Below are 22285 nucleotides of genomic sequence, written 5' to 3'. Positions count from 1 at the left end.
CGGGCCTCGCGGCCCGGCGCCAGGCCATGGCGGGGTCAGAAGAAACCCAGCTTCTTCGGCGAGTAGCTCACCAGCAGGTTCTTGGTCTGCTGATAGTGGTTGAGCATCATCTTGTGGTTCTCGCGTCCGATGCCCGATTGCTTGTAGCCGCCAAACGCCGCATGCGCCGGATAGGCGTGATAGCAGTTGGTCCACACGCGGCCGGCCTTGATCGCGCGGCCCATGCGATAGCAGGTGTTGGCGTCACGCGACCACACGCCCGCGCCCAGGCCGTAGAGCGTGTCGTTGGCCAGGGCCAGCGCATCGTCGGCATCCTTGAAGGTCGTCACGGCCACCACCGGCCCGAAGATTTCCTCCTGGAACACGCGCATCTTGTTGTGGCCCTTGAACACCGTGGGCTGCACGTAATAGCCGCCTTCCAGCGCGCCCTGCATCTGCGCGCGCGAGCCGCCGGCCAGCACGTCGGCGCCTTCCTGCTTGCCGATGTCCAGGTACGACAGGATCTTCTCCAGCTGCTCGGTGGATGCCTGCGCGCCCAGCATGGTGTCCGCGTCCAGCGGATTGCCTTGCTTGATCTCGGCCACGCGCTTGAGCGCACGTTCCATGAACTTGTCGTACAGGGATTCCTGGATCAGCGCGCGGCTGGGGCAGGTGCAGACCTCGCCCTGGTTCAGCGCGAACATGACGAAGCCCTCGACCGCCTTGTCGAGGAAGTCATCGTCCTGCGCGGCCACGTCGGCAAAGAAGATGTTGGGCGACTTGCCGCCCAGTTCCAGCGTGACCGGGATGATGTTCTGCGAGGCGTACTGCATGATGAGCCGGCCGGTGGTGGTTTCGCCGGTGAAGGCGATCTTGGCGATGCGCTTGTTGGACGCCAGCGGCTTGCCGGCTTCCAGGCCGAAGCCCGTGACCACGTTCACCACGCCGGGCGGCAGGATGTCGCCGATCAGTTCCATCAGCAGCAGAATGCCCAGCGGCGTCTGCTCGGCGGGCTTGAGCACCACGCAGTTGCCTGCGGCCAGGGCCGGCGCCAGCTTCCATGCCGCCATCAGGATGGGGAAGTTCCAAGGAATGATCTGGCCGACCACGCCCAGCGGTTCGTTGAAGTGATAGGCGACCGTGTCGTGGTCGATCTCGGACAGCGAGCCTTCCTGGCTGCGGATGCAGGAAGCGAAATAGCGGAAGTGGTCGATTGCCAGCGGAATGTCGGCGGCGCGCGCTTCGCGGATGGGCTTGCCGTTGTCCCAGGTTTCGGCCGTGGCCAGGCGTTCCAGGTTCGCCTCCATTACATCGGCGATCTGCATCAGCATGCGGGCGCGCTGCGCGGCCGGGGTCGCTCCCCATTTGGGCGCGGCGCGGTGCGCGGCGTCCAGCGCCAGTTCAATGTCGCGTTCCTTGGAGCGGGCATTGCGCGTCAGCACCTGGCCCGTGACCGGCGTGACGTTGTCGAAGTATTCGCCGTCGGCGGGCTTCTGCCATTTGCCGTCGATGAAATTGTCGTACTGGGTTTTCAGGTCCAGGCGGGTGCCGTAGGAGTCGGGGGTGATGCGGGTCGCGATGTCCATGCTTGTCTCCGGTATTGTGGGGGTGCGGCAGTCGGCTGCCTGTCCCGTATCAAGCAAGGAGCGTGCCAGTCGGTGCTTCCCCGCTGGACAGCCTGCGGCTTGCATGCGAAAGTAGGTTTCAGAACGGGCAATATGCAGTAGAGCCCCTCGAGGGCCGGCCCGCCGCCGGGCCGTCCCAAGGCGGGCCAGTCCCCTTGGGGGGCAGCAAGCCCGCGTAGCGGGTGCGGCGTGGGGGCCTTCCCTGTCGCTTTTTGCGACATCGTCGCGGAACAGGTGTCGCAGAACGCCTGTCCCAGGAGACATGCATGGCCACTCAATCCCGTCAGCATGCGCTGACGCAAGCGCGCCTGCTGTTCAACCAGCAAGGCGCGGTGCCCGGCGGCGTGGTCGCCGAGCCCATCCTGCGGTCTTGGCGGCGCTGCGCCGACCTGGGCTTCGACATGCGCGGCGTGCGCCGCGCCGAACTCATGACCCAGGGCGAGCTGCGCGAGGCCCAGCAGCGCAACGAGGCGCTGCGCCGGCTGTCCGAACCCGCCATGTCCATGCTGCGCCGCCAGGCTGGCGGCAGCGGCGGCCTGGTGATCCTGTCCGATGCCCAGGGCCTGGTGCTGGATTCCGACGGCGACACCGGTTTCGCCCAGCGCGCCTCGCGCGTGGCATTGATGCCCGGCGCGCCTTGGGACGAAGCGGCGGCAGGCACCAATGCCATCGGCACCGCCCTGGTGGAAGGCCGGCCCATCGCCGTGCACGGGGCGGAACACTATTTCGAACCCAACCGCATCCTGACCTGCGCTGCTGTCCCCATTACCGACAGCGAGGGCCGCACGCTGGGCGTGCTGGACCTGTCCAGCCCGGCGCGCGACCTGCGGCCCGACGTGCTGGAACTGGTGCGCGCCGCCGTCGACCTGATCGAGCACCGCTTGTTCGAACAAGCCTACGAGCAGCACGCCGTGCTGCGGCTGCATGTGGATCGCTCCGGACTGGGCGCGCCCGGCGAGGGCCTGCTGGCCTTCCAGGGCGACCTGCTGATCGGCGCCAACCGCCGCGCCTTGCAGGCGCTCGGCCTGGCGCCCACGGCTCTGGGCGTGTACCGCTACGGCGACGTGTTCGACGGCGACATGGAACGCTGCCCCGACGCGGCGGGCCGGGTGCAGGCGCGTTCGGGCGTCGTGTACCACGCGCGCTTGCGCTGGCCGCGCTCGCGCGCCCCGCAGGCGCCGTCACTGCCGTCACTGCCGCCAGCGGCCGGCTCGCGCCCCGCTGCGCCGAGTTTCGATGCCCCAACCCTGGGCGCGCTGGCGCGCGCCGTGCACTTGTCGGATGCGGGTGTGTCGATTCTGCTGCAAGGCGAAACCGGCGTCGGCAAGGAAGTGTTCGCGCGTCAGCTGCATGCGCGCAGCAAGCGCGCCTGCGGGCCGTTCGTGGCGGTGAACTGCGCAGCGTTGCCTGAGAGCCTGATCGAATCCGAACTTTTCGGCTACGAAGACGGCGCCTTCACCGGCGCGCGGCGCCAGGGCAGCAAAGGGCTGCTGCGCCAGGCGCACGGCGGCGTGCTGTTCCTGGACGAGATCGGCGACATGCCGCTGATGCTGCAATCGCGCCTGCTACGTGTGCTGCAGACGCGCGAAGTCTCGCCGTTGGGCGCGGCGAGGCCGGTGGCCGTGGACTTTGCGCTGGTATGCGCGACGCACCGGCCGCTGGCCCATGAAGGGCCCGATGCGCCGGTGCGCCCGGACCTGTATTTCCGCATCGCCGAATACACCGTCACGCTGGAACCGCTGCGCGCGCGCGCCGACCGCCTGGAACTGCTGCGCGGCCTGTGGGCGGCGCAAGGCGCGGGGCCGGTCCTGCCGCCCGACATCGAAGCAACCCTGGTTGCGTACGCCTGGCCCGGCAATTACCGGCAACTGGTGGCCGTGCTGCGCACGCTGCACGTGCTGGCGGGACCTGCCGGTGTCGTCGAGGCCGACATGCTGCCTGCCGATATCCGCGGCGCTGCACCGCCGCCGCCCGCTGCGGGCGTCGATGATCCGACCAATCTGCAAGCCATGACGGACGCCGCGATCCGCGACGCCCTGGCCGCCCACGGCGGCAATGTCAGCCGCGCAGCGCGCGCGCTGGGCGTACACCGCAGCACGCTTTATCGCCGCCTGCCGCGTCCGGTCTAGCGGAATTTTCCGTTCCTTGCGCGCGGCGCTGCGCCGGTGTTTGCCACGTGTACGCAAGGCGTGCACAAAAACTATCTTTTGAAGATAGGTTAACTATCCCAGCACACGGGAAGAACTGCTTACGATGCCCGCATCCCCTTCAACCCAGGTGATGACATGGCAAGCAACGAGCTGTTCTACGACGACTTCGAAATAGGCCGTCTCTTTCCTCCCAGCCGCTACAGCATCGGCGCCGCAGACAGCGACGCTTTCATCGGCACCTTCGAACACACTCCGGTCCTCGACGGCAGCGGCCGCGCCGTATTGGCGCAAGGCGGCGCGCCCGTGCGCAGCGTGCATCCGGTGCTGGTCGGCAGCTTTCAACCGCAGCACGCGGCCTTTGCCTGGCCGACTGGCGTGCTGCACGCCCGCGAGAAAGTCCGTCTGCTGGCGCCCGTGTATCCAGGAGAGGAGCTGGAGGCCAGCGTGCTGGTGAAGGACAAGTACCTGAAGAACGACAAGCGTTTCGTGGTGCTGGAGATCACCGTCCGCAAGCTGGAAAACGCGCGCGTCGCTCTGGTGACGGAGCGCAGCCTGGTTTGGCCCAACTGAGGAGGCCGGCATGGAATTCAAGGTAGGCGACAAGTTCCGTAGCGTCGCGCGCGGCGCGGAACAGGAAGACATCAACCGCTTCGGCGCGCTGCACGGTACCACCGGCAGGACGCACACCGATCCCGAATATGCGCGCAACAGCGTTTTCGGCGGAGTCATCGTGCAGGGGGCGCTGGTGATGGCGCCAGTTCTCGACATGGCCGCCGATCTGCTTGGCGATACGTGGCTCGACGGCAGTGAGATCGAGGCGAAGTTCGTGGCGTTCACGCGGCCGGGGGAGGCCGTGGACGTTGCATTCGAAGTGACCCGCAGCGAACCCGGATGGCTGGAGCTGGCCTACGCCTGCACCCTGGCTGACGGAAAGAAGGTCCAGGTGGGAACCATCACCCGCCGCCGCGGCTGAACCCGGCCGCAACACATAACAAGCATAAGGAGACAATCTTGAAACGCATCCTGCAGAGCCTTGCCCTCTCTTGCGCGGCCATGGCCGCGACGGCCGCCTGGGCCGCGCCGTATCCCGACAAGCCTATCCGCATGATCGTGCCGGCCGCGGCCGGCGGCGCCGCCGATACGCTGGCGCGCATGATAGGCCGTGGATTGACGGAGAAATTCGGCCAGCCCGTGGTCATCGAGAACAAGCCCGGCGCGGCCGCCATCGTGGGCATGTCCGCCATCGCCAAGGCGCCCGCCGACGGCTACACCCTGGGCATGACCTTCTCGGGCGCGATGTCCATCAATCCTTCGCTGTACCAGCAACTGCCCTATGACCCGGTCAAGGACTTCGCGCCCATCACCATCGTGGCGGTCTCGCCCCTGGTCATTGCCGTCAGTCCCAAGCTCGGACCGAAGTCCCTGGGTGAATTCCTGGCCCTGGCTAAGAAGGATCCTGGCAAGCTGACCTTCGGGTCGGCCGGCACCGGATCGACGCAGCATCTGTCAATGGAACTGCTCAAGTCGACTGCGGGCGTGGACATGCTGCACGTGCCTTACAAGGGCAGTTCGGCGGCGCTGGTCGACGTGCAGTCGGGCCTGATCTCCGCGGTCAGCGACAACGCGATCACGCTGGTGCCGCTGATCCAGTCGGGGCAATTGGTGCCTCTCGCGGTCGAAACCGCGCAGCGCATCCAGTCGCTGCCCGAGGTGCCAACCGTGGCCGAATCCGGCTATCCGGGATTCCAGGCGGCAGGCTGGTATGGACTGCTCGCGCCCGCCGGCACGCCGCAGCCGATCGTCGCGCAACTCAACGCGGCGCTGCGCGAGATGGTGGACAAGCCCGACTTCACGCAATGGCTGCGGCAACAGGGTATGGAGCCGCAGACCGATACGCCCGAGGGCTTCGGGCGTTACATCAGCCAGGAAAAGGACAAGTGGGCCCAGGTCATCAAGACGGCCAAGGTGCCGCTGCAGGCATCGCGCTGAACACCGGCGGCGAGGCCGCCATCACTCCAGGACAACCATGCAAGCCGTAACTTCCACGCTTAGCGGAAACATCCGCGTCATCGTCATCGACAACCCTCCGGTCAATGCCACGTCCCAGGCGGTGCGCGCCGGCCTGCTGCATGCCATGGAGCAGGCGGCAGGCGATGACGATACCCGGGCCATCGTCATTGCCTGCGCCGGCGCTACCTTCGTGGCCGGGGCCGATATCAAGGAGTTCGGCAAGCCGCCGCTGGACCCGCACCTGTCGCAGGTGATACACGCCATCGAATCCAGCGCCAAGCCGGTGGTCGCGGCGATCCACGGTTCCGCGCTGGGCGGGGGGCTGGAACTGGCCATGGGCTGCCACTACCGGGTGGTGGATGCGCGAGCCCGCCTGGGCCTGCCCGAGTCCACCCTGGGTATCATCCCCGGGGCGGGCGGTATTCCTCGGCTGCTGCGCCTGGCGGGCGTCGAGAAGGCGCTGGACATGGCTGCGGGCGGCAAACCAATAGACGCGGCCGAGGCGCTGGAAGCCGGTTTGGCGGACGCGTTAGCACAGGAGGATGTCCGGGCCGCCGCCATTGCGTACGCCCAGCGCTTGCTGGCGGAGGGCCAGGGCGCGCGGCGCACGCGGGAATTGCCGGTTCCGGCCTGCGAACCTCAGTTGTTCGAGGCCGCACGCGCCAGGTTCCAGGTCAGCCATCGAGGCCAGTTGGCGCCGCAGGCTTGCGTCGACGTGGCCATGCGCAGCGTCGCTTCGAGTTTCGAGGACAGCGTGGTCTATGGCCGCGAGCGCTTCCGGGAACTGGTGGCGTCGCCGCAGGCGCAAGCCTTGCGCCACGCGTTCTTCGCCGAGCGCATCGCGACCAAGCCCGCCGGCCTGCCCGCCGAGGACGCGGCGCCGGTGCGCAAGGCCGGCGTGGTCGGCGCCGGCACCATGGGCACGGGCATCGCCATGTGCTTTCTGAATGCGGGCATCCCCGTCGTGCTGGTCGAGCAGAACGAAAAGGTGCTGGCGTCCAGCGTCGAGACCATAGGCAAGACCTATAGCAACGATGTGGCGAAGGGCCGCATCACCGAAGCCACGCAGCGTGCGCGGAACGGCGCGCTGACGCCGACGCAGCAATACGAGCCGCTGTGCGACTGCGACCTTGTGGTGGAGGCCGTCTTCGAGGACATGGGCGTCAAGCGGCAGGTACTGGCCAGCATCGAAGAGAACCTGCGGCCGGATGCGCTGATCGCCACCAACACCTCGTTCCTGGACATCGATGCGTTGGCGGCGGACCTGCGCCGCCCGGAGAACGTCGTCGGCATGCATTTCTTCAGCCCTGCCCACATCATGAAGCTGCTGGAAAACGTGCGCGGCGCGCGCAGTTCGCCGCGCGCGCTGGCCACGATCCAGGCCTTGGGCAAGCGCCTGGGTAAGGTGGCGGTGATGGTGGGGGTGTCCGATGGTTTCGTCGGCAACCGCATGCTGGCGCGACGCACCCGCGAGTGTTACTTCATGCTGGAGGAAGGCGCGTTGCCCGAGCAGGTCGACCGCGTGCTGTGCGAGTTCGGCTTTCCGATGGGACAGTTCCAGCTGAACGACCTGGCGGGCCTGGACGTGGCCTGGCGCAACCGCCAAAGCCGGCTGGACCGTTTGAGCCCACGCGAGGTGGCCTGCAACATCCTGGACGAGATCGTCGCGGAGGGACGGCTGGGGCAGAAGACCGGCGCAGGGTTCTATACCTATGATGCGCAGCGCAAACGGTCGGTGGATCCGGCCATTTCCGAACTGATCGTGCGCAACGCGGAACGGCGCGGCATCAGGCGGCGCGAGATTTCCGACGGAGAGATCCTGGAGCGCTGCCTCTACGCCATGATCAACGAGGGGGCGCTGATCCTGGAGGAGGGCGTCGCCAGCCGGCCGGAGGACATCGACACCATCTGGCTCAACGGCTACGGCTTTCCGCGGTTCCGCGGCGGCCCGATGTTCCATGCGGACCAGATCGGCGCGGCGCGCCTCTGCGAGCGCATCCGCCATTACGCCAGCCTGGCAGGCGAGCAGTACTGGACGCCCGCGCCGCTGCTGCTCGCCCAGGCGCGCGACGGCGGCGGCTTTTACCCTCGCTGAGGCTTTCCCTTCCGTTATCCACGTACACACATCCTATGTCTAACAGAGAACCTCCGCTTAGCGGCATCACCGTGCTGGACATGACCCGCATCATGGCGGGTCCCTGGTGCACGCAGAACCTGGCCGACCTGGGCGCCGAAGTACTGAAGATCGAACGCCCGCTATCGGGCGACGACACCCGCGGCTGGGGGCCGCCCAATCTGATGGACGCCGAAGGCCGGCGCACGCAGGAGTCGGCGTATTACCTGGCCGCCAACCGCAACAAGAAGTCGTTGGCCCTGGACATCGCAACCCAGGCCGGCGCGGAAGCGGTGCGCCGGCTGGCAGCCGGATGCGACATCTTCGTCGAGAATTTCAAGGTAGGCGGCCTGCGCAAGTACGGCCTGGACTACGCCAGCCTGCGGGAGCTGAACCCGAGGCTCATCTATTGCTCCATCACGGGTTTCGGCCAGGACGGTCCCTACGCGGAAAAGCCCGGTTATGACTTCGTGATCCAGGCGCTGGGCGGTCTGATGAGCATCACTGGGGAAAAGGACGCGCTGCCTGGCGGCGGTCCGCAGAAGGCCGGCAACGCCGCCGCCGACCTGATGGCGGGCATGTACGCCACCAGCGCCATCCTCGCGGCGCTGCATGAGCGCGGCCGCAGCGGCCTGGGCCAACAGATCGATATCTCCATGCTGGATTGCCAGGTGGCGGCGTTGGGCGTGCAGAACTTCAACTACTTTCTGTCGGGCGAGGTGCCCCGCCGTGAAGGCAACGCGCATGTCAACCTGGCCCCTTATCAGGTGTTCGAGGCGGCGGATGGGCATGTGGTGCTGGGCGTTGGCAACGACGGTCAGTTCCAGAAATTCTGCGCCGCGGCGGGCCGGCCCGATCTGGCTGAAGATGAGCGCTACCTGACCAATACCGGGCGCGTGCTCGCCAAGGGCGTGCTCATTCCCGAACTCGAGCGGCTTTTTCTCACGCGAGGCCGCGACGAATGGGTCGGCCTGCTGGATGCCGCAGGCGTGCCGGTAGGCGTGATCAACGACATCGCCCAGGTTCATGAGGATCCGCAGGTGCGCGCCCGCGGCCTGAAATTCTCGTTGCCGCACCCAGTCTGCGGAAGCGTGCCGCAGGTCCGCAGTCCGATGCGTTTCTCGGAAAGCCCGGTCGCCTACCGCAACGCGGCTCCCTTGCTGGGAGCCGATACGCAGAGCGTCCTGAGCGCCAGGCTCGGATGCAGCGACACTGAAATCGCGGCGCTGCAGCAGCCCGCAAGCCAGGGAGAATCGCGATGAACAGCACAGCCGCCAATGCAGGCACCCAGAAGCAGTACTTCGACCACCTGGCGCAGGGCCGCTTCCTGATCCAGCGCTGCGCCGATTGCGCGCGGCACGTGTTCCAGCCGCGCGAAATCTGCCCACATTGCGGCAGCGAGGCGCTGACCTGGGTCGCACCGACGGGTCGGGCCATTGTCTACAGTTGCACCACTGTCGCGCGCAAGCCCGAGGCCGGCGGCGACTACAACGTTTCGCTGCTCGATCTGGAGGAGGGCGTGCGGATGATGTCCAACGTCGTGGGCATGCCGCCTGACCAGGTGCGCATCGGCATGGCCGTAAGGGCCGTAATCGGCGAACGCGACGGCGCCGCCGCCGTGTTGTTCGAGGAGGCGCAGCAATGAACTACCGGCAATTGCGGGGTAAGACGGTCATCGCCGGCGTTGGCCACTTCGGCCTCGGCCAGGCGCCGGGCTACACGGACATGGAGCTGCTGGTGCGGGCCGCCCATGCGGCGGTGCGGGATGCGGGCTTGCAGATGCGCGACATCGACGGCATCGCGACCTCCAGCGTGGCGGCCAGCATGTGGCCTATGTCCGTCATCGAGACCCTGGGCATCCGCCCCACCTACATCGATGGAACCTGCCTGGGCGGCTCCAGCTTCATGTCCTACATCCTGGCCGCGGCCCATGCGCTGGATTCGGGGCAGTGCAATGCCGTGCTGGTCTGCTACGGCAGCGCGCAGAAGACCGCTGCCGTCGGACGCTCGGCGATTGCGGCCACGCGCAAGGCGCTGGACCCTCAGCCTTACGAAATGCCGTATGAACCTTTGAATCCGCCCAGCGCCTACGCGCTGGCCGCCAGGCGCCACATGCACGAGTTTGGCACCCGGCGCGAGGATTTGGCCGAAGTTGCGGTGGCGGCGCGCCGCTGGGCGCAACTCAATCCCGAAGCATATTCGCGCGATCCACTATCAATTGATGAGGTGCTGAGCGCGCGCCGGGTATCGGATCCGCTGACTGTCCGCGATTGCTGCCTGGTGACGGATGGCGCGGGCGCCTTCGTGATGACGCGGGCCGACCGCGCCCGGGATCTGCCACAGCCTCCCGCCTACATCCTGGGCAGCGCGACCGCCGTATGGAACCGCCAGATATCCGCGATGGAGAGCCTGACCACCACCGCGGCGCGCCAGTCGGGCGCGCTGGCGTTCGAAATGGCCGGCTATCGTCCAGCCGACATCGACGTGGCGCAGCTATACGACGCCTTCACCATCAACACCATCCTGTTCCTCGAAGACCTGGGATTCTGCGCCAAGGGCGAGGGCGGGGCCTTCGTGCGCGGCGGCGGCATTGCGCCGGGTGGCAGGCTGCCGGTGAACACAAACGGGGGCGGGTTGTCCTGCGTCCATCCGGGCATGTACGGGGTGTTCCTGGTGATCGAAGCGGTGCGCCAGTTGCGCGGCCAGGCGGGCGAGCGCCAGGTCCGGGATGCGCGCCTGGCCCTGGCGCACGGCAACGGCGGCACGCTGTCCAGCCAGTCCACGGTCATCCTGGGCGCCGAGGGAACCTGCTGAGGCCCCGTCTCAGGCGGCCCGCGCGATCTCGTAGATTTCCTCGATCAGGGCGGCGCGGACCGATTGCCGGTTCCATAGCAGGCCGACGCTGCGGAAGTGCTCGTCGTCCGGCAGGGGGATCTTGCGCAGCCCGGAGTCCGGGCGCAGTTCGCCTGCGCCGTCCGGCACCAGGGACACGCCCAGTCCCTGGCCTACCAGCAGCGCGATGACCTCGATGGAAGCGGTTTCGATGCGTATCTTGGGCCGTATGCTGTGCTGGCGGAAGTAGTTGGCGGCGAGCTGCCCGCCCCACAGCTTGCGGTCATAGCAGATCAGCGGATTGGCGCGCAGCAGCTGGTGCGGGTCGGTCTCGGCGAGCGAGGCCGGCGCCAGCACCACCAGCGGCTCGTCACGCACCCGGCGCCATTCCAGGTTCTTGGGCATCTGGAACTGCGGCTGCAGTATCAGTGCCGCGTCCATCTCTCCGTCGCAGATCTTGCTGTAGAGATTGACGGAATAGCCCTTGACCAGGCTGATTTCGAGATTGGGATGCCGGTCGATGAGACGCGCCAGCAGCGTGGGCATCAGCGTGGTCATGGCCGAATCGAACGCGCCCAGGGTCAGGTGGCCGAACACCACCGGCCCCTGGGACGCGGCCTTCAGGTTGCGCACCTCTTCCATGACGTGCTTGGCCTGCGCCAGGATCTGCGCGCCTTCGACCGTGGGTTTGACGGTGCGGCCGGAACGCACCACCAGCTTGAAACCCAGTTCGTCCTCGACCTTCTTGATGCGCTGATTGACCGCCGCCGGTGTCAGGCCGTTCTTGCGCGCAACCTCGGCGATCGAACCCTGCTCGATGACCTGGATGAAATTGAGCAGGAAGGTGGTGTCCATGGGCTCCCGGGCCGGCCGGTCAGCCCATCAGGCGCGCAAGTTCCGCGCCCGGATCCTTGGCGCGCATGAAGGCTTCGCCCACCAGGAAGGCGTCGACCTTGTGCTGGCGCATCAGCTGCACGTCTTCCGGCTTGAGGATGCCGCTTTCGGTTACGACGCGCTTGCCCGCGGGAATCCGGGGCAGCAGGTCCAGGGTGTTCGACAGGCTGGTCTCGAAGGTGCGCAGGTTGCGGTTGTTGATGCCGAGCAGCGGCGTCTTCATGGTCAGCGCGACGTCCAGTTCCTTGGCGTCGTGCACTTCCACGAGCACGTCCATGCCCAGTTCCATCGCCAGCGTTTCATAGTCGCGCAGTTGCGCCGGGCTGAGCGCGGCCACGATCAGCAGCACGCAGTCCGCGCCCATGGCGCGCGCGGCGATGATCTGGTAGGGATCGATCACGAAGTCCTTGCGCAGCACCGGCAGCGAGCAGGCCGCGCGCGCCTGGCGCAGATGGTCGTGGGAGCCCTGGAAGAACTGCACGTCGGTCAGCACCGACAGGCAGGCCGCGCCGTGCACCGCATAGGTGGCGGCGATTTCCGGGGGATTGAAAGGGTCGCGCAGCACGCCCTTGGACGGCGAGGCCTTCTTGATTTCGGCGATGACGCCGGGCTTGCCTTGCGAGATCTTGTCTTCGATGGCTTGGGCAAAGCCACGCACGTCCTGCCGCGCCTGCGCTTCGCGCAGGACTTCGGCTTCGCTGCGCATCTGGCGAGCGGCGGCGACTTCCTCGGCCTTGACGGCGAGGATCTTCGCGAGAATATCGTTCATTTCAGGAATTTCCGGGTATATGCGCAGAATTCTTCCAGCTTGGCTCGCGCCGCGCCGGTGGAGATAAGTTCAAATGCTAGAGCCAATGCCTCGGGAATGGAATCGGCCTTATTGCCAGCATAAATGGCGAGTCCCGCATTGAGCGCGACGATGTCGCGGGCGGTGCCCTCGACATTTTCGAGCGCCTCGATGACAAGCTCGCGCGATTGTTCGCGATTGGACACCTTGATGCTGCGGTTGGACATCATGGATAGCCCGTAGTCCTCGGGATGGATCTCATATTCGAGGACCTTTCCGTCCTTGAGTTCCCCGACCAGGGTGGCGCCGCCCAGCGAGGCCTCGTCCATGCCGTCCTTGCCGTGCACCACCAGCACGTGGCGCGAACCCAGGCGTTCCAGCACGCGCACCTGGATGCCGACCAGGTCGGGGTGGAACACGCCCATCAACTGGTTGGCGGCGCCGGCCGGATTGGTCAGCGGGCCCAGGATGTTGAAAATGGTGCGCACGGCCAGTTCCTTGCGCACGGCGGCCACGTTCTTCATGGCGCCATGGTGGGCGGGCGCGAACATGAAGCCGATGCCGGTGGCCTGGATGCACTCGGCCACCTGTTCGGGCGTCAGCACCAGGTTGGCGCCCAGGGCTTCCAGCACGTCGGCGCTGCCGCTGGACGACGAGGCGCTGCGGTTGCCGTGCTTGGCGATCGGCACGCCGGCCGCCGCCGCCACGAACATGGCGGTGGTGGAAATGTTGAAGGTATGGCTGCCGTCGCCGCCGGTGCCGCACATGTCCAGCAGGTCGGCGGGGTTGGGCGTGACCACGGGCGTGGCGAATTCGCGCATGACCTGCGCGGCGGCGGTGATTTCGCCTATGGTCTCTTTCTTCACGCGCAGGCCCATCAGCAAGGCGCTTGCGATCTGCGGCGACATTTCGCCGCGCATCAGCATGCGCATGAGATGCAGCATTTCGTCGTGGAAGATTTCGCGGTGTTCAATGCAGCGCGTCAGCGCTTCGGCGGGGGAAATAGTCACGATGCGTCCTTCTTAGGCGAGGTTCAGGAAATTGCGGAGCAGGGCATGGCCGTGCTCGCTGAGCACCGACTCGGGATGGAACTGTACTCCGTATAGCGGCAGGGTCTTGTGGCGCACGCCCATGATGTCGCCGTCCGGCGCGGTCGCGGTCACGGCCAGGCAGTCGGGCAGGGTGGCGGGGTCTATGGTCAGCGAGTTGTAACGAATCACGGTGTACGGGGTGGGCAGACCGGTGAAGATGTCCGTGCCCGTGTGCGAGATCTGCACGGTCTTGCCGTGCATGATCTGCTGCGCGCGCACGATGTCGCCGCCGTAGGCTGCGCCGATGGCCTGATGGCCCAGGCACACGCCCAGGATGGGTTTCTTGCCCGCGAAGGCCTGGATCACGGGCACCGAGATGCCTGCCTCGGCCGGCGAGCAGGGGCCGGGCGACACGCAGATGCGGTCCGGGTTCATGGCGGCGATCTCTTCCAGCGTGATCTGGTCGTTGCGCGCCACGCGCACGTCTTCGCCCAGTTCACCGAAGTATTGCACCAGGTTGTAGGTGAAAGAGTCGTAGTTGTCGATCATCAACAGCATTTAATTCTCCTGTGGGGCCGCCCGGCGGCCCGGATATGTCCGGTGGGGGCGGGGCCTCAGATGGGCTCGTCCAGGCCGTGCTGCACCTGCTCCGCCGCGCGCAGCACCGCGCGGGCCTTGGCTTCGGTTTCGGCCCATTCGGCTTCAGGGTTGGAATCGGCCACGATGCCGGCGGCGGCCTGCACGTACAGCGTGCCGTCCTTGATGACGCCGGTGCGGATGGCGATGGCCACGTCCATTTCGCCGCCGTAGCTCAGGTAGCCGGCCGCGCCGCCGTAGATGCCGCGGCGCACGGGTTCCAGTTCGTCGATGATCTTCATGGCCTCGACCTTGGGCGCGCCGGTCAGGGTGCCTGCGGGGAAGGAGGCGCGCAGCACGTCCATGCTGCTCATGCCCGGGTTCAGCGTGCCGGTGACGTTGGACACCAGGTGCATCACGTGCGAATAGCGTTCGATCACCATGGTGTCGCTGACCTTGACCGAGCCCACCTGGGCCACGCGGCCCACGTCGTTGCGCGCCAGGTCGATCAGCATCACGTGTTCGGCCACTTCCTTGGGATCGGCCTTCAGTTCGGCGGCCAGGGCGGCGTCTTCCTCGGGCGTGCCGCCGCGCTTGCGGGTGCCGGCCAGGGGACGGATCGTGATCTGCGACTTGGGTTCGCCGTTTTCCACCACGCGTTCCTGGCGCACCAGGATTTCCGGCGACGCGCCGACCACCTGGAAGTCGCCGAAGTTCCAGAAGTACATGTAGGGGGAGGGATTGAGCGACCGCAGGGCGCGGTAGAGGGAGAGGGGGGAATCGCGGAAGGGCTTGGCGATGACCTGGCCAATCTGCACTTGCATCAGGTCGCCGGCGGCGATGTGTTCCTTGGCGCGGTGCACGGCCGCCAGATAGTCTTCCTTCTTGAAGTCGCGCCGCTCTTCGGTCTGCATGCTGGCGTGGCTGTAGGGAATTTCCACCGGGCGTCGCAGTCGGGCGCGCAGGTCGTGCAGGCGCTGCTGGGCGCGGCTGTAGGCCTCGGGCTGGCCCGGGTCCGCGTAGACCATCAGGTAGATGCGGCCGGCCAGGTTGTCGACGATGACCAGCTCGTCCACGTGCATCAGCATCAGGTCGGGCGTGCCGCCTTCCATGCCGGCGGGGAACGGCTTGACCGCCGGGCCCAGGCAGGGCTCGATGTGGCGCACGGTGTCGTAGCCGAAGTAGCCCGCCAGGCCGCCGCAGAAGCGCGGCATGCCGGGACGCAGGGCGACCTTGAAGCGGCTCTGGTATTGCTCGATGAAGGCCAGCGGATCGCCGTCATGGGTTTCGGCGACCTTGCCGTCGTGCAGCACCTCGGTGCGGGTGCCGCTGGCGCGGATCACCGTGCGGGCCGGCAGGCCGATGAAGGAATAACGGCCGAAGCGTTCGCCGCCCACCACCGACTCCATCAGGCAGGTCATGCGTCCGCCCTGGGGGCCGGCGTGCGCCAGCTTCAGGTAGATGCCCAGCGGGGTGTCCAGGTCGGCATAGGTTTCGGCGACCAGCGGGATGCGGTTGTAGCCTTGTGCGGCGAGGGCCTTGAATTCGATTTCGGTCATGTCGGGTCTCGTGAGCGATTTATCTGCTATCGGACCAGGCGCGCAACAAAAAAGCCCGGTCCAGGTTACTGGTTCCGGGCTTGGCTCTGTGTTTACACAGCTACGGCACTAGGCGGCATACGCGTCCAGGGCCGGGAGGGATCATCGCCACCCGGAAGACAAACGCCACCAGCGCCACGAGGCGCCGAGCATTTGGTTCTGGATGGAAACGTTCATTGAGCTTTGTTCAGTATTGAATTCGCGGTGAGCCGCCGTTGTTCAGGAGCCTGTTTTTGCCGCGTTCTGGTTTTGATTCCAGAGCGCGACCCACTGGGCAGCGGCGACTAGCGTGTCAACTATACCATCGACATCCAGCTCGCGCACGTCCCGGCCTTCGTTGTAACCGTAAGGCACGACCAGGACCTGGGTGCCGGCGCTGCGGCCCGCCTGCGCGTCATTGACGGAATCGCCGATGGTCACGGCTTCGTGCGGAGCGACGCCGAGCAGGTCGCAGGCATGCACCACCTGATCCGGATCGGGCTTGCGGCGCTCGCAGGTGTCGCCGCAGACCACGGCATCGAAAAAGCCCGCCAGGCCCGTGCGTTGCAGCAGCGGCAGGGTGAATTCGGTGGGCTTGTTGGTGACGACGGCCAGCTTCAGCCCTTGCTCGCGCATGAGCTTCAGGCCGTCGATGACGCCAGGGTAGATCTGCACTTTTTCGCCATTGGACAGGTGGTAATGGCGATAGAAGGCGGCGCGGGCGACATCGAACTCGGCGGCGGTGGGGGCGGCCGCGTCCAGGCTGCCGGCCAGGCTGCGGCGCACCAGGTTGTCCACGCCCTTGCCCACGAAGGTGGCCACCACGTCTTCGCGCAGCGGCGACATGCCCAGCTCCACGCGCATGGCGTTGGCGGCGAAGGCCAGGTCGGGAATCGAATCCAGCAGGGTGCCGTCCAGGTCCAGCAGCGCGGCGCGAAAAGCGGTCATGTCGGTTCCCGGAGCTTAGATGGCGGTGGTTTCGCCGATGGCGATCTGTTCGCGCATGGACTTGATGATGCCGGCATAGTCCGGCTTGCCGAAGATGGCGGAGCCGGCCACGAAGGTATCGGCGCCGGCGCGGCGGATTTCAGCGATGTTGTCGATCTTCACGCCGCCGTCGACCTGCAGCACGATTTCCTGGCCGCCGGCCTGCGTCCAGGCGTCGATGCGCGCGCGCGCCTCGCGCAGTTTGGTCAGCGCGCCGGGGATGAAGCTCTGGCCGCCGAAGCCCGGATTCACCGACATGATCAGGATCAGGTCGATCTTGTCCATCACGTAGTCCAGGTAGGACAGCGGGGTGGCGGGGTTGAACACCAGGCCGGCCTTACAGCCGTTTTCGCGGATCAGCGACAGCGTGCGGTCCACGTGGCGGCTGGCGTCCGGGTGGAAGCTGATGTAGTCGGCGCCGGCCTTGGCGAACATCGGCACCAGGTCGTCCACCGGTTCCACCATCAGGTGCACGTCGATCGGCACCTGGACGTGGGGGCGGATGGCCGCGCACACCATCGGGCCGATGGTCAGATTGGGGACATAGTGGTTGTCCATCACGTCCACGTGGATCCAGTCGGCGCCGGCGGCGACGACGTTGCGGACTTCCTCGCCCAGGCGGGCGAAGTCGGCCGACAGGATGCTGGGGGTGATGCGGGTGGAAGCCTGTTGGGTAGACATGATGTTCGGGATCGGGGAGGGCATAATGTGCCATTATTGCAGTTTGAGGCGCGGTACCGGGAATGGCCCGGCCCGGCGGGTCCGGGAACCGCGTCTTTTCCAGCGTCCGGCGCCGTACCACGGCCGCCCGCCAGCACCACACAGGGAAGGACTGTGAAACCTTACGACCTGAGCGTCTCTGTCTCTCCGCGCTTCGTGCCTGAACAGTCCGATCCTGGCGAACAGCAGTTCGTGTTCGCCTATACCGTCCGCATCACCAATACCGGCGAGCATCCCGCCCAGGTGATCAGCCGCCACTGGATCATCACCGATGGCAACCAGCGCGTGCAGGAAGTGCGCGGGCTGGGCATCGTGGGCCAGCAGCCCTTGCTCGCGCCCGGCGAAACCTTCGAGTACACCAGCGGCTGTCCCCTGCCCACGCCGGTGGGCACGATGCGCGGCACCTACCACTGCGTCGGCGAGAACGGCATACCGTTCGAAGTGCCGATCTCCGAATTCGTCCTGGCCATGCCGCGTACCCTGCATTGAATGGCCCGGCCATCCGTCGCACGTTTTTTCATTTGCTCATGAAGCGCATTCTCAGTCTGTCCGTGCTGTCCGTATTGCTGGCGGCATGTTCCACCCCCTCTGACATTCCTCCCGACTCCGGTTCGGCCGGCATCCCCGGCCCGTCCGCGCCCGCGGCCGACGGCCCGCTGGTGGTGCCGTCGCTGGCGTCCTTGCCCGATACTCCGCCGCGCGCGCTGGCGGGCAAGTACAAGGCGGCCAACTGGGCCGAGATGCCCGGCTGGACCAACGATGACCTGTCGCGCTTCTGGCCTCTGTTCCTGCGCAATTGCCGCGGCCTGATGCGGCCGACCAGCGGCAACCTGGCCGCGCCCGCGCGCGCCACGCCGCGGGCCTGGCAGCCGGTCTGCGCGGCCGCCGCGGATCCGTCCCGCGCGCCTGCCGCGGGCGATGGCGAGGGCGTGCGCCGCTTCCTGCAGACCTATCTGCAGCCCTGGCGTCTGAACGCCGCCGACGGCAAGCCGGCCACCAACACCGTGACAGGCTATTACGAGCCCCTGGTGCGCGGCTCGCGCCGCCAGGGCGGCAGCCATCAATGGCCGCTGTACACCGTGCCCGCGGACCTGCTGACCATCGACCTGGGCTCGATCTATCCGGAACTGGCGGGCAAGCGCGTGCGCGGCAAGCTGGACGGCAAGCGGGTGGTGCCTTATGACTCGCGCGCCGCCATCGAGTCCTCCGGCCGCCGTCCGCCTGTGCTGGTGTGGGTGGATGACCCCGTCGACAACTTCTTCCTGCAGGTGCAGGGCTCGGGCCGCGTGCAGCTGACCGACGGTCCCGATTCCGGCAAGACCATCCGCGTGGCCTATGCCGACCACAACGGCCAGCCTTACGCCTCCATCGGCCGCTGGCTGATCGACCGCGGCGAGTTGTCGGCCGACCAGGCTTCCATGCAGAACATCCGCGCCTGGGCCCAGCGCAATCCCAAGCGCGTGCCGGAAATGCTCAACGCCAACCCGGCGGTGGTGTTCTTCCGCGAAGAGGCGGTGGTCGATCCGGAACAAGGTCCCAAGGGCGCCTACGCGGTGCCGCTGGCCCCCATGCGTTCGATCGCGGTCGACGCGGGTTTCGTGCCGCTGGGCACGCCGGTGTTCCTGGCCACGACCTATCCGGCGTCCGACCGGCCGCTGCAGCGCCTGGTGCTGGCCCAGGACACGGGCACGGCCATCCGCGGCGCCGCGCGCGCCGACTTCTATTGGGGCTACGGCGACGACGCCGGCCAGCAGGCCGGCCGCATGAAGCAACGCGGCCAGATGTGGGTGCTGTGGCCGAAACAGGCTGGGGAGCCGAGCGCAAGATGAGCCATCAGATCGTCGTTTGCGGGGCCGGCATCGTCGGCCTGTCCACTGCCCTGGCGCTGGCCCGCCGCGGCCAGCGCGTGGCCGTGCTGGCGCCGCGCGCCAGCGTGCCGCCGGCCGATCCCGACCGCTACCACCCGCGCGTCTATGCCATTTCGCCCGCCAGCCAGCGTTTCCTGGCCGAGCTCGGCGTGTGGGACGCCATGCCCGCGTCCCGGCTGACGCCGGTCAACGCCATGGAAATCCACGGCGACGCCGACGGCCAGGTGAACCTGAGCGCCTGGCAGGCGGCGCTGCCGCAGCTGGCCTGGATCGTCGAGTCCGGCGAAATCGAGCGCGTGCTGATCCAGGCGGTCCGCATGTTCGGCATCCCCTGGCTGGAGGACCGCTGCACGGGTTACCGCGACGGCGCCATCGACACCGAAAGCGGCGCGCGCATCGAGGCCGAGCTGTTCGTGGGCGCCGATGGCGCGGCGTCGCCGCTGCGCGAGGCCGCCGGCCTGAAGCATGAATCCGTGTCCTACGACGACACGGGCCTGGTGGTGCACCTGGACGCTGAGCGTCCGCACCAGGGCACCGCTTTCCAGTGGTTCCGAGACGACGGCGTGCTGGCCCTGCTGCCGCTGCCCGATACCTCTGCCGGTCCGCAGGTTTCCATGGTCTGGTCCATGCGCACCGAGCTGGCCCAGGCACTGCTGGCCCTGCCGCCCGAGGAGCAGGCCGCTCGCCTCGAAACCCTGCTGGCCGACGCCGCCGAAGGCCGCCTGGGCGCGCTGAAGGTCCGCAGCAAGCTGCATGGCTTTCCCTTGACGCTGGAGCGCGCCCAGATGGTTGCGCCGGGTATCGCGCTGGCGGGCGACGCGGCCCACCGCCTGCACCCGCTGGCGGGCCAGGGGCTGAACCTGGGCCTGGGCGACGTCGAGGCGCTGGCCCGCGTGGTCGCGGGCCGCGAAGCCTATCGCTCGGCGGGCGACCTGCGCGTGCTGCACCGCTACCAGCGCGCGCGCGCCGAGCCGGTGCTGGCCATGCGCCTGGCCACTGACGGCTTGCACAAGCTGTTCGCGTCGCGGGCGACGCCGCTGGTCTGGCTGCGCAATGCCGGCATGCACTGGGTAGAGCGGGCGCCTTTGATCAAGCGCCGCCTGATAACCGGGGCCTCGGCCAACTAGGGCCGGATCGGTCCCGCGGAACCTCGCCCGCGGGCGGATTGTCTGATCCTTAGGGGGCGCCTGCCCGCAGACCGGATTCGCCCAGGCGCGGATCGGTTACCCTTTCCGCACAAGAACACGATAGATGAGTACAGGAGTACCGATGAATTTCCGCATATCCGCCACCTTGGCGGCTTGTTTCCTGGCCGCGGGCCTGGGCATGTCCGCCGGCGTGGCGGCCCAGGGCGACAAGTCTGTCTCCACCCAGTCCGTAGGGCAGCCCGCCAAGGGCGACAAGAGCTACTCCACCACCCAGGTGGCGCCGGCCGATCCCGTGGCGGACGCGGTCAAGGAGCGTTTCCGCCAGCGTTTCGACGGCATGGACGTCACGGCCGTGCGCCGCACGCCCTACGGCCTGTTCGAAGTGCAGCTGGGCATGGACCTCATCTACACGGATGAAAAAGTGACGTGGGTCATGGAAGGTCCGCTGATCGACGCCATGACGCGTCGCGACGTCACCCGCGAAACGCAGGAACGCCTGAGCGCCGTGTCGTTCGACCAGTTGCCGCTGGATCTCGCCATCAAGCAGGTCAAGGGCGACGGTTCGCGCAAGGTCGCTATCTTCGAAGACCCCAACTGCGGCTACTGCAAGCAATTGCGCAAGACGCTGGAAAACGTCGACAACATCACCGTCTACACCTTCCTCTATCCCATCCTGTCGCCCGATTCCAAGGACAAGGTGCGCGATGTGTGGTGCTCGAAGGACCCGGGCGCCACCTGGGATGACTGGATGCTGCGCGGCAAGAAGCCCGCCACCGCCAATTGCGACGTGCCCGAGGACAAGCTGTTGGCCTTGGGCCAGAAGCTGATGGTGCGCGGCACGCCGACCACGTTCTTTGCAGACGGCTCGCGCGTCAGCGGCGCCTTGCCGCTGGAGCAATTCAAAGCCCGCTTGAACTGACCGGCGCGCGGCGCCGGCCGGGAGGCTGGCGCCACAGGCGCCAAGCCCCCGGAGACAGCTTTTGAAAATCGCAATACTCGACGATTACCACGACGTAGCCAAGCGCTATGCGGATTGGACCTCGCTGGGCGGTGACGCCGAGGTGCAGATCTTCAACAACTTCATTCCCGAAGAACAGGTCGAGCCCACGCTTGAACCCTACGACGTGATTGTCGCCATGCGCGAGCGCACGCCGTTCCCCGCGGAGCGGATCCGCGCCCTGCCGAACCTGCGTCTGCTGGTCACCACCGGCATGCGCAACAACGCTATCGACATGCAGGCCTGCGCCGGGCAGGGCATCATCGTCTGCGGCGCGCCCGGCAGCGCCGACGCCAACACCGCCACGGCCGAACTGGCCTGGGCGCACATCCTGGGCCTGTTCAAGCACCTGCCGGCCGAAGACGCGGCCATGCGCCGCGGCATGTGGCAGACGGCCATGCCTGAACCATTGGCAGGCAAGCGCCTGGGCGTGCTGGGCCTGGGCAAGCTGGGCGCGGCGGTCGCCAAGGTAGGCCTGGCCTTCGGCATGGACGTGGTGGCCTGGAGCCCCAACCTGACCGACGAGCGCGCCGAGGCGGCGGGCGTGAAGCGGGTGGACAAGCACGAACTCTTCGCCACGTCCGACGTGGTCAGCCTGCATCTGATCCTGTCCGAGCGCAGCCGCCATGTGGTCGACGCGGCCGCGCTGGCCGCGATGAAACCGACCGCGTACCTGGTCAACACTTCGCGCGCCGGCCTGGTGGACCAGGAAGCCTTGATGGACGCGCTGGTGAAGTTCCGCATCGCCGGCGCCGGCCTGGACGTCTATCCCGAAGAGCCGCTGTCGCCCACGGATTCCGTGCGGGACCTGGACAACGTGATCCTGACGCCGCACCTGGGCTACGTCAGCCGCGAGAACTTCGAAGCCTTCTATCAGAATGCGCTGGAAGCGGTGAAGGCGTGGAAAGCCGGCAAGCCCATCCGCGTACTGAACGCGTAGGCGTAGCGCCTGCAAATGAAAAAGGCTGCGCAGGGCAGCCTTTTTCATTTC

Annotated in this window: 21 protein-coding genes; 13 read left to right on the top strand and 8 right to left on the bottom strand. The window is 67.1% G+C overall.

Features of this window, described 5'->3' with window-relative positions:
- Positions 1-35 precede the first annotated feature (35 nt).
- Positions 36-1565, bottom strand: a complete 1530-nt coding sequence (gene adh, locus IB259_RS26410; protein ID WP_054455268.1) for an aldehyde dehydrogenase — start codon at positions 1563-1565, stop codon at positions 36-38.
- Positions 1566-1870: 305 nt separating this feature from the next.
- On the opposite strand from adh, the gene IB259_RS26405 reads away from it, so the two are divergent.
- The 8 genes from IB259_RS26405 to IB259_RS26370 all read left to right on the top strand — a co-directional run bounded on the left by IB259_RS26405 (position 1871) and on the right by IB259_RS26370 (position 10691).
- Positions 1871-3733 carry a sigma-54-dependent Fis family transcriptional regulator gene (locus IB259_RS26405; protein WP_192330534.1) on the top strand — a complete coding sequence of 621 codons (1863 nt, stop codon included), beginning with the start codon at positions 1871-1873 and terminating at the stop codon, positions 3731-3733.
- A 156-nt stretch (positions 3734-3889) separates the two neighbouring features.
- Positions 3890-4324, top strand: a complete 435-nt coding sequence (locus IB259_RS26400) for a MaoC family dehydratase (RefSeq protein ID WP_125473347.1) — start codon at positions 3890-3892, stop codon at positions 4322-4324.
- A gap of 10 nt (positions 4325-4334) precedes the next feature.
- The gene (locus IB259_RS26395) at positions 4335-4727 is read left to right on the top strand and encodes a MaoC family dehydratase (RefSeq protein WP_119451209.1); all 393 of its coding nucleotides are present in this window, start codon (positions 4335-4337) and stop codon (positions 4725-4727) included.
- Positions 4728-4765: 38 nt separating this feature from the next.
- Positions 4766-5743 carry a tripartite tricarboxylate transporter substrate binding protein gene (locus tag IB259_RS26390; protein WP_054455259.1) on the top strand — a complete coding sequence of 326 codons (978 nt, stop codon included), beginning with the start codon at positions 4766-4768 and terminating at the stop codon, positions 5741-5743.
- A gap of 37 nt (positions 5744-5780) precedes the next feature.
- Positions 5781-7859 (top strand): 3-hydroxyacyl-CoA dehydrogenase NAD-binding domain-containing protein, encoded by a 2079-nt coding sequence (locus IB259_RS26385; RefSeq protein ID WP_192330532.1) that lies wholly within the window; start codon positions 5781-5783, stop codon positions 7857-7859.
- A gap of 35 nt (positions 7860-7894) precedes the next feature.
- Entirely contained in the window at positions 7895-9139 is a 1245-nt protein-coding gene (locus IB259_RS26380; RefSeq protein ID WP_054455256.1) for a CaiB/BaiF CoA-transferase family protein, read from the top strand.
- Positions 9136-9522, top strand: coding sequence for a Zn-ribbon domain-containing OB-fold protein (locus IB259_RS26375; RefSeq protein ID WP_192330530.1), 387 nt, complete (start codon positions 9136-9138; stop codon positions 9520-9522). Before IB259_RS26380 ends, IB259_RS26375 begins: the two co-directional genes overlap by 4 nt.
- Positions 9519-10691, top strand: a complete 1173-nt coding sequence (locus tag IB259_RS26370) for a thiolase (RefSeq protein WP_054455252.1) — start codon at positions 9519-9521, stop codon at positions 10689-10691. Before IB259_RS26375 ends, IB259_RS26370 begins: the two co-directional genes overlap by 4 nt.
- A 9-nt stretch (positions 10692-10700) precedes the next feature.
- Here the strand turns inward: IB259_RS26370 and IB259_RS26365 are convergent, their stop codons facing one another.
- The 7 genes from IB259_RS26365 to rpe form a co-directional block, all read right to left on the bottom strand.
- Complete coding sequence (locus IB259_RS26365; protein ID WP_054455250.1) at positions 10701-11564, bottom strand: LysR family transcriptional regulator; 864 nt, start codon at positions 11562-11564, stop codon at positions 10701-10703.
- Positions 11565-11583: 19 nt separating this feature from the next.
- Positions 11584-12372 (bottom strand): indole-3-glycerol phosphate synthase TrpC, encoded by a 789-nt coding sequence (gene trpC, locus IB259_RS26360; RefSeq protein ID WP_054455247.1) that lies wholly within the window; start codon positions 12370-12372, stop codon positions 11584-11586.
- Complete coding sequence (gene trpD / locus IB259_RS26355; RefSeq protein WP_054455246.1) at positions 12369-13400, bottom strand: anthranilate phosphoribosyltransferase; 1032 nt, start codon at positions 13398-13400, stop codon at positions 12369-12371. Before trpD ends, trpC begins: the two co-directional genes overlap by 4 nt.
- A gap of 12 nt (positions 13401-13412) precedes the next feature.
- Positions 13413-13979, bottom strand: a complete 567-nt coding sequence (locus IB259_RS26350; protein ID WP_054455244.1) for an aminodeoxychorismate/anthranilate synthase component II — start codon at positions 13977-13979, stop codon at positions 13413-13415.
- 56 nt (positions 13980-14035) lie between these two features.
- A complete protein-coding gene (gene trpE, locus IB259_RS26345; RefSeq protein WP_054455241.1) occupies positions 14036-15556 on the bottom strand; it encodes an anthranilate synthase component I in 1521 nt (506 codons plus the stop codon).
- A gap of 258 nt (positions 15557-15814) precedes the next feature.
- The gene (locus tag IB259_RS26340; RefSeq protein WP_192330528.1) at positions 15815-16522 is read right to left on the bottom strand and encodes a phosphoglycolate phosphatase; all 708 of its coding nucleotides are present in this window, start codon (positions 16520-16522) and stop codon (positions 15815-15817) included.
- Between the two features lie 15 nt (positions 16523-16537).
- On the bottom strand, positions 16538-17266 hold the full coding sequence (gene rpe, locus IB259_RS26335; protein ID WP_054455236.1) for a ribulose-phosphate 3-epimerase: 729 nt from the start codon (positions 17264-17266) through the stop codon (positions 16538-16540).
- A 129-nt stretch (positions 17267-17395) separates the two neighbouring features.
- Between rpe and apaG the strand changes: the two genes are divergently transcribed.
- The 5 genes from apaG to IB259_RS26310 all read left to right on the top strand — a co-directional run bounded on the left by apaG (position 17396) and on the right by IB259_RS26310 (position 22234).
- Positions 17396-17770, top strand: a complete 375-nt coding sequence (apaG, locus tag IB259_RS26330; protein WP_039882644.1) for a Co2+/Mg2+ efflux protein ApaG — start codon at positions 17396-17398, stop codon at positions 17768-17770.
- A gap of 38 nt (positions 17771-17808) precedes the next feature.
- The gene (locus IB259_RS26325) at positions 17809-19110 is read left to right on the top strand and encodes a murein transglycosylase A (protein WP_192330526.1); all 1302 of its coding nucleotides are present in this window, start codon (positions 17809-17811) and stop codon (positions 19108-19110) included.
- Entirely contained in the window at positions 19107-20276 is a 1170-nt protein-coding gene (locus IB259_RS26320) for a UbiH/UbiF family hydroxylase (protein ID WP_054455232.1), read from the top strand. The genes IB259_RS26325 and IB259_RS26320 overlap by 4 nt, the downstream gene beginning before the upstream one ends.
- A gap of 142 nt (positions 20277-20418) precedes the next feature.
- Complete coding sequence (locus IB259_RS26315) at positions 20419-21216, top strand: DsbC family protein (RefSeq protein WP_054455230.1); 798 nt, start codon at positions 20419-20421, stop codon at positions 21214-21216.
- A 61-nt stretch (positions 21217-21277) separates the two neighbouring features.
- A complete protein-coding gene (locus tag IB259_RS26310; RefSeq protein WP_125473354.1) occupies positions 21278-22234 on the top strand; it encodes a D-2-hydroxyacid dehydrogenase family protein in 957 nt (318 codons plus the stop codon).
- Positions 22235-22285 lie beyond the last annotated feature (51 nt).

This window comes from Achromobacter sp. ACM04, from assembly GCF_014851465.1.
GTDB lineage: Bacteria > Pseudomonadota > Gammaproteobacteria > Burkholderiales > Burkholderiaceae_B > Achromobacter > Achromobacter aegrifaciens.
The sequence above is the reverse complement of the archived record's forward strand: the minus strand, read 5'-3'. Positions and strand labels throughout refer to the sequence as shown.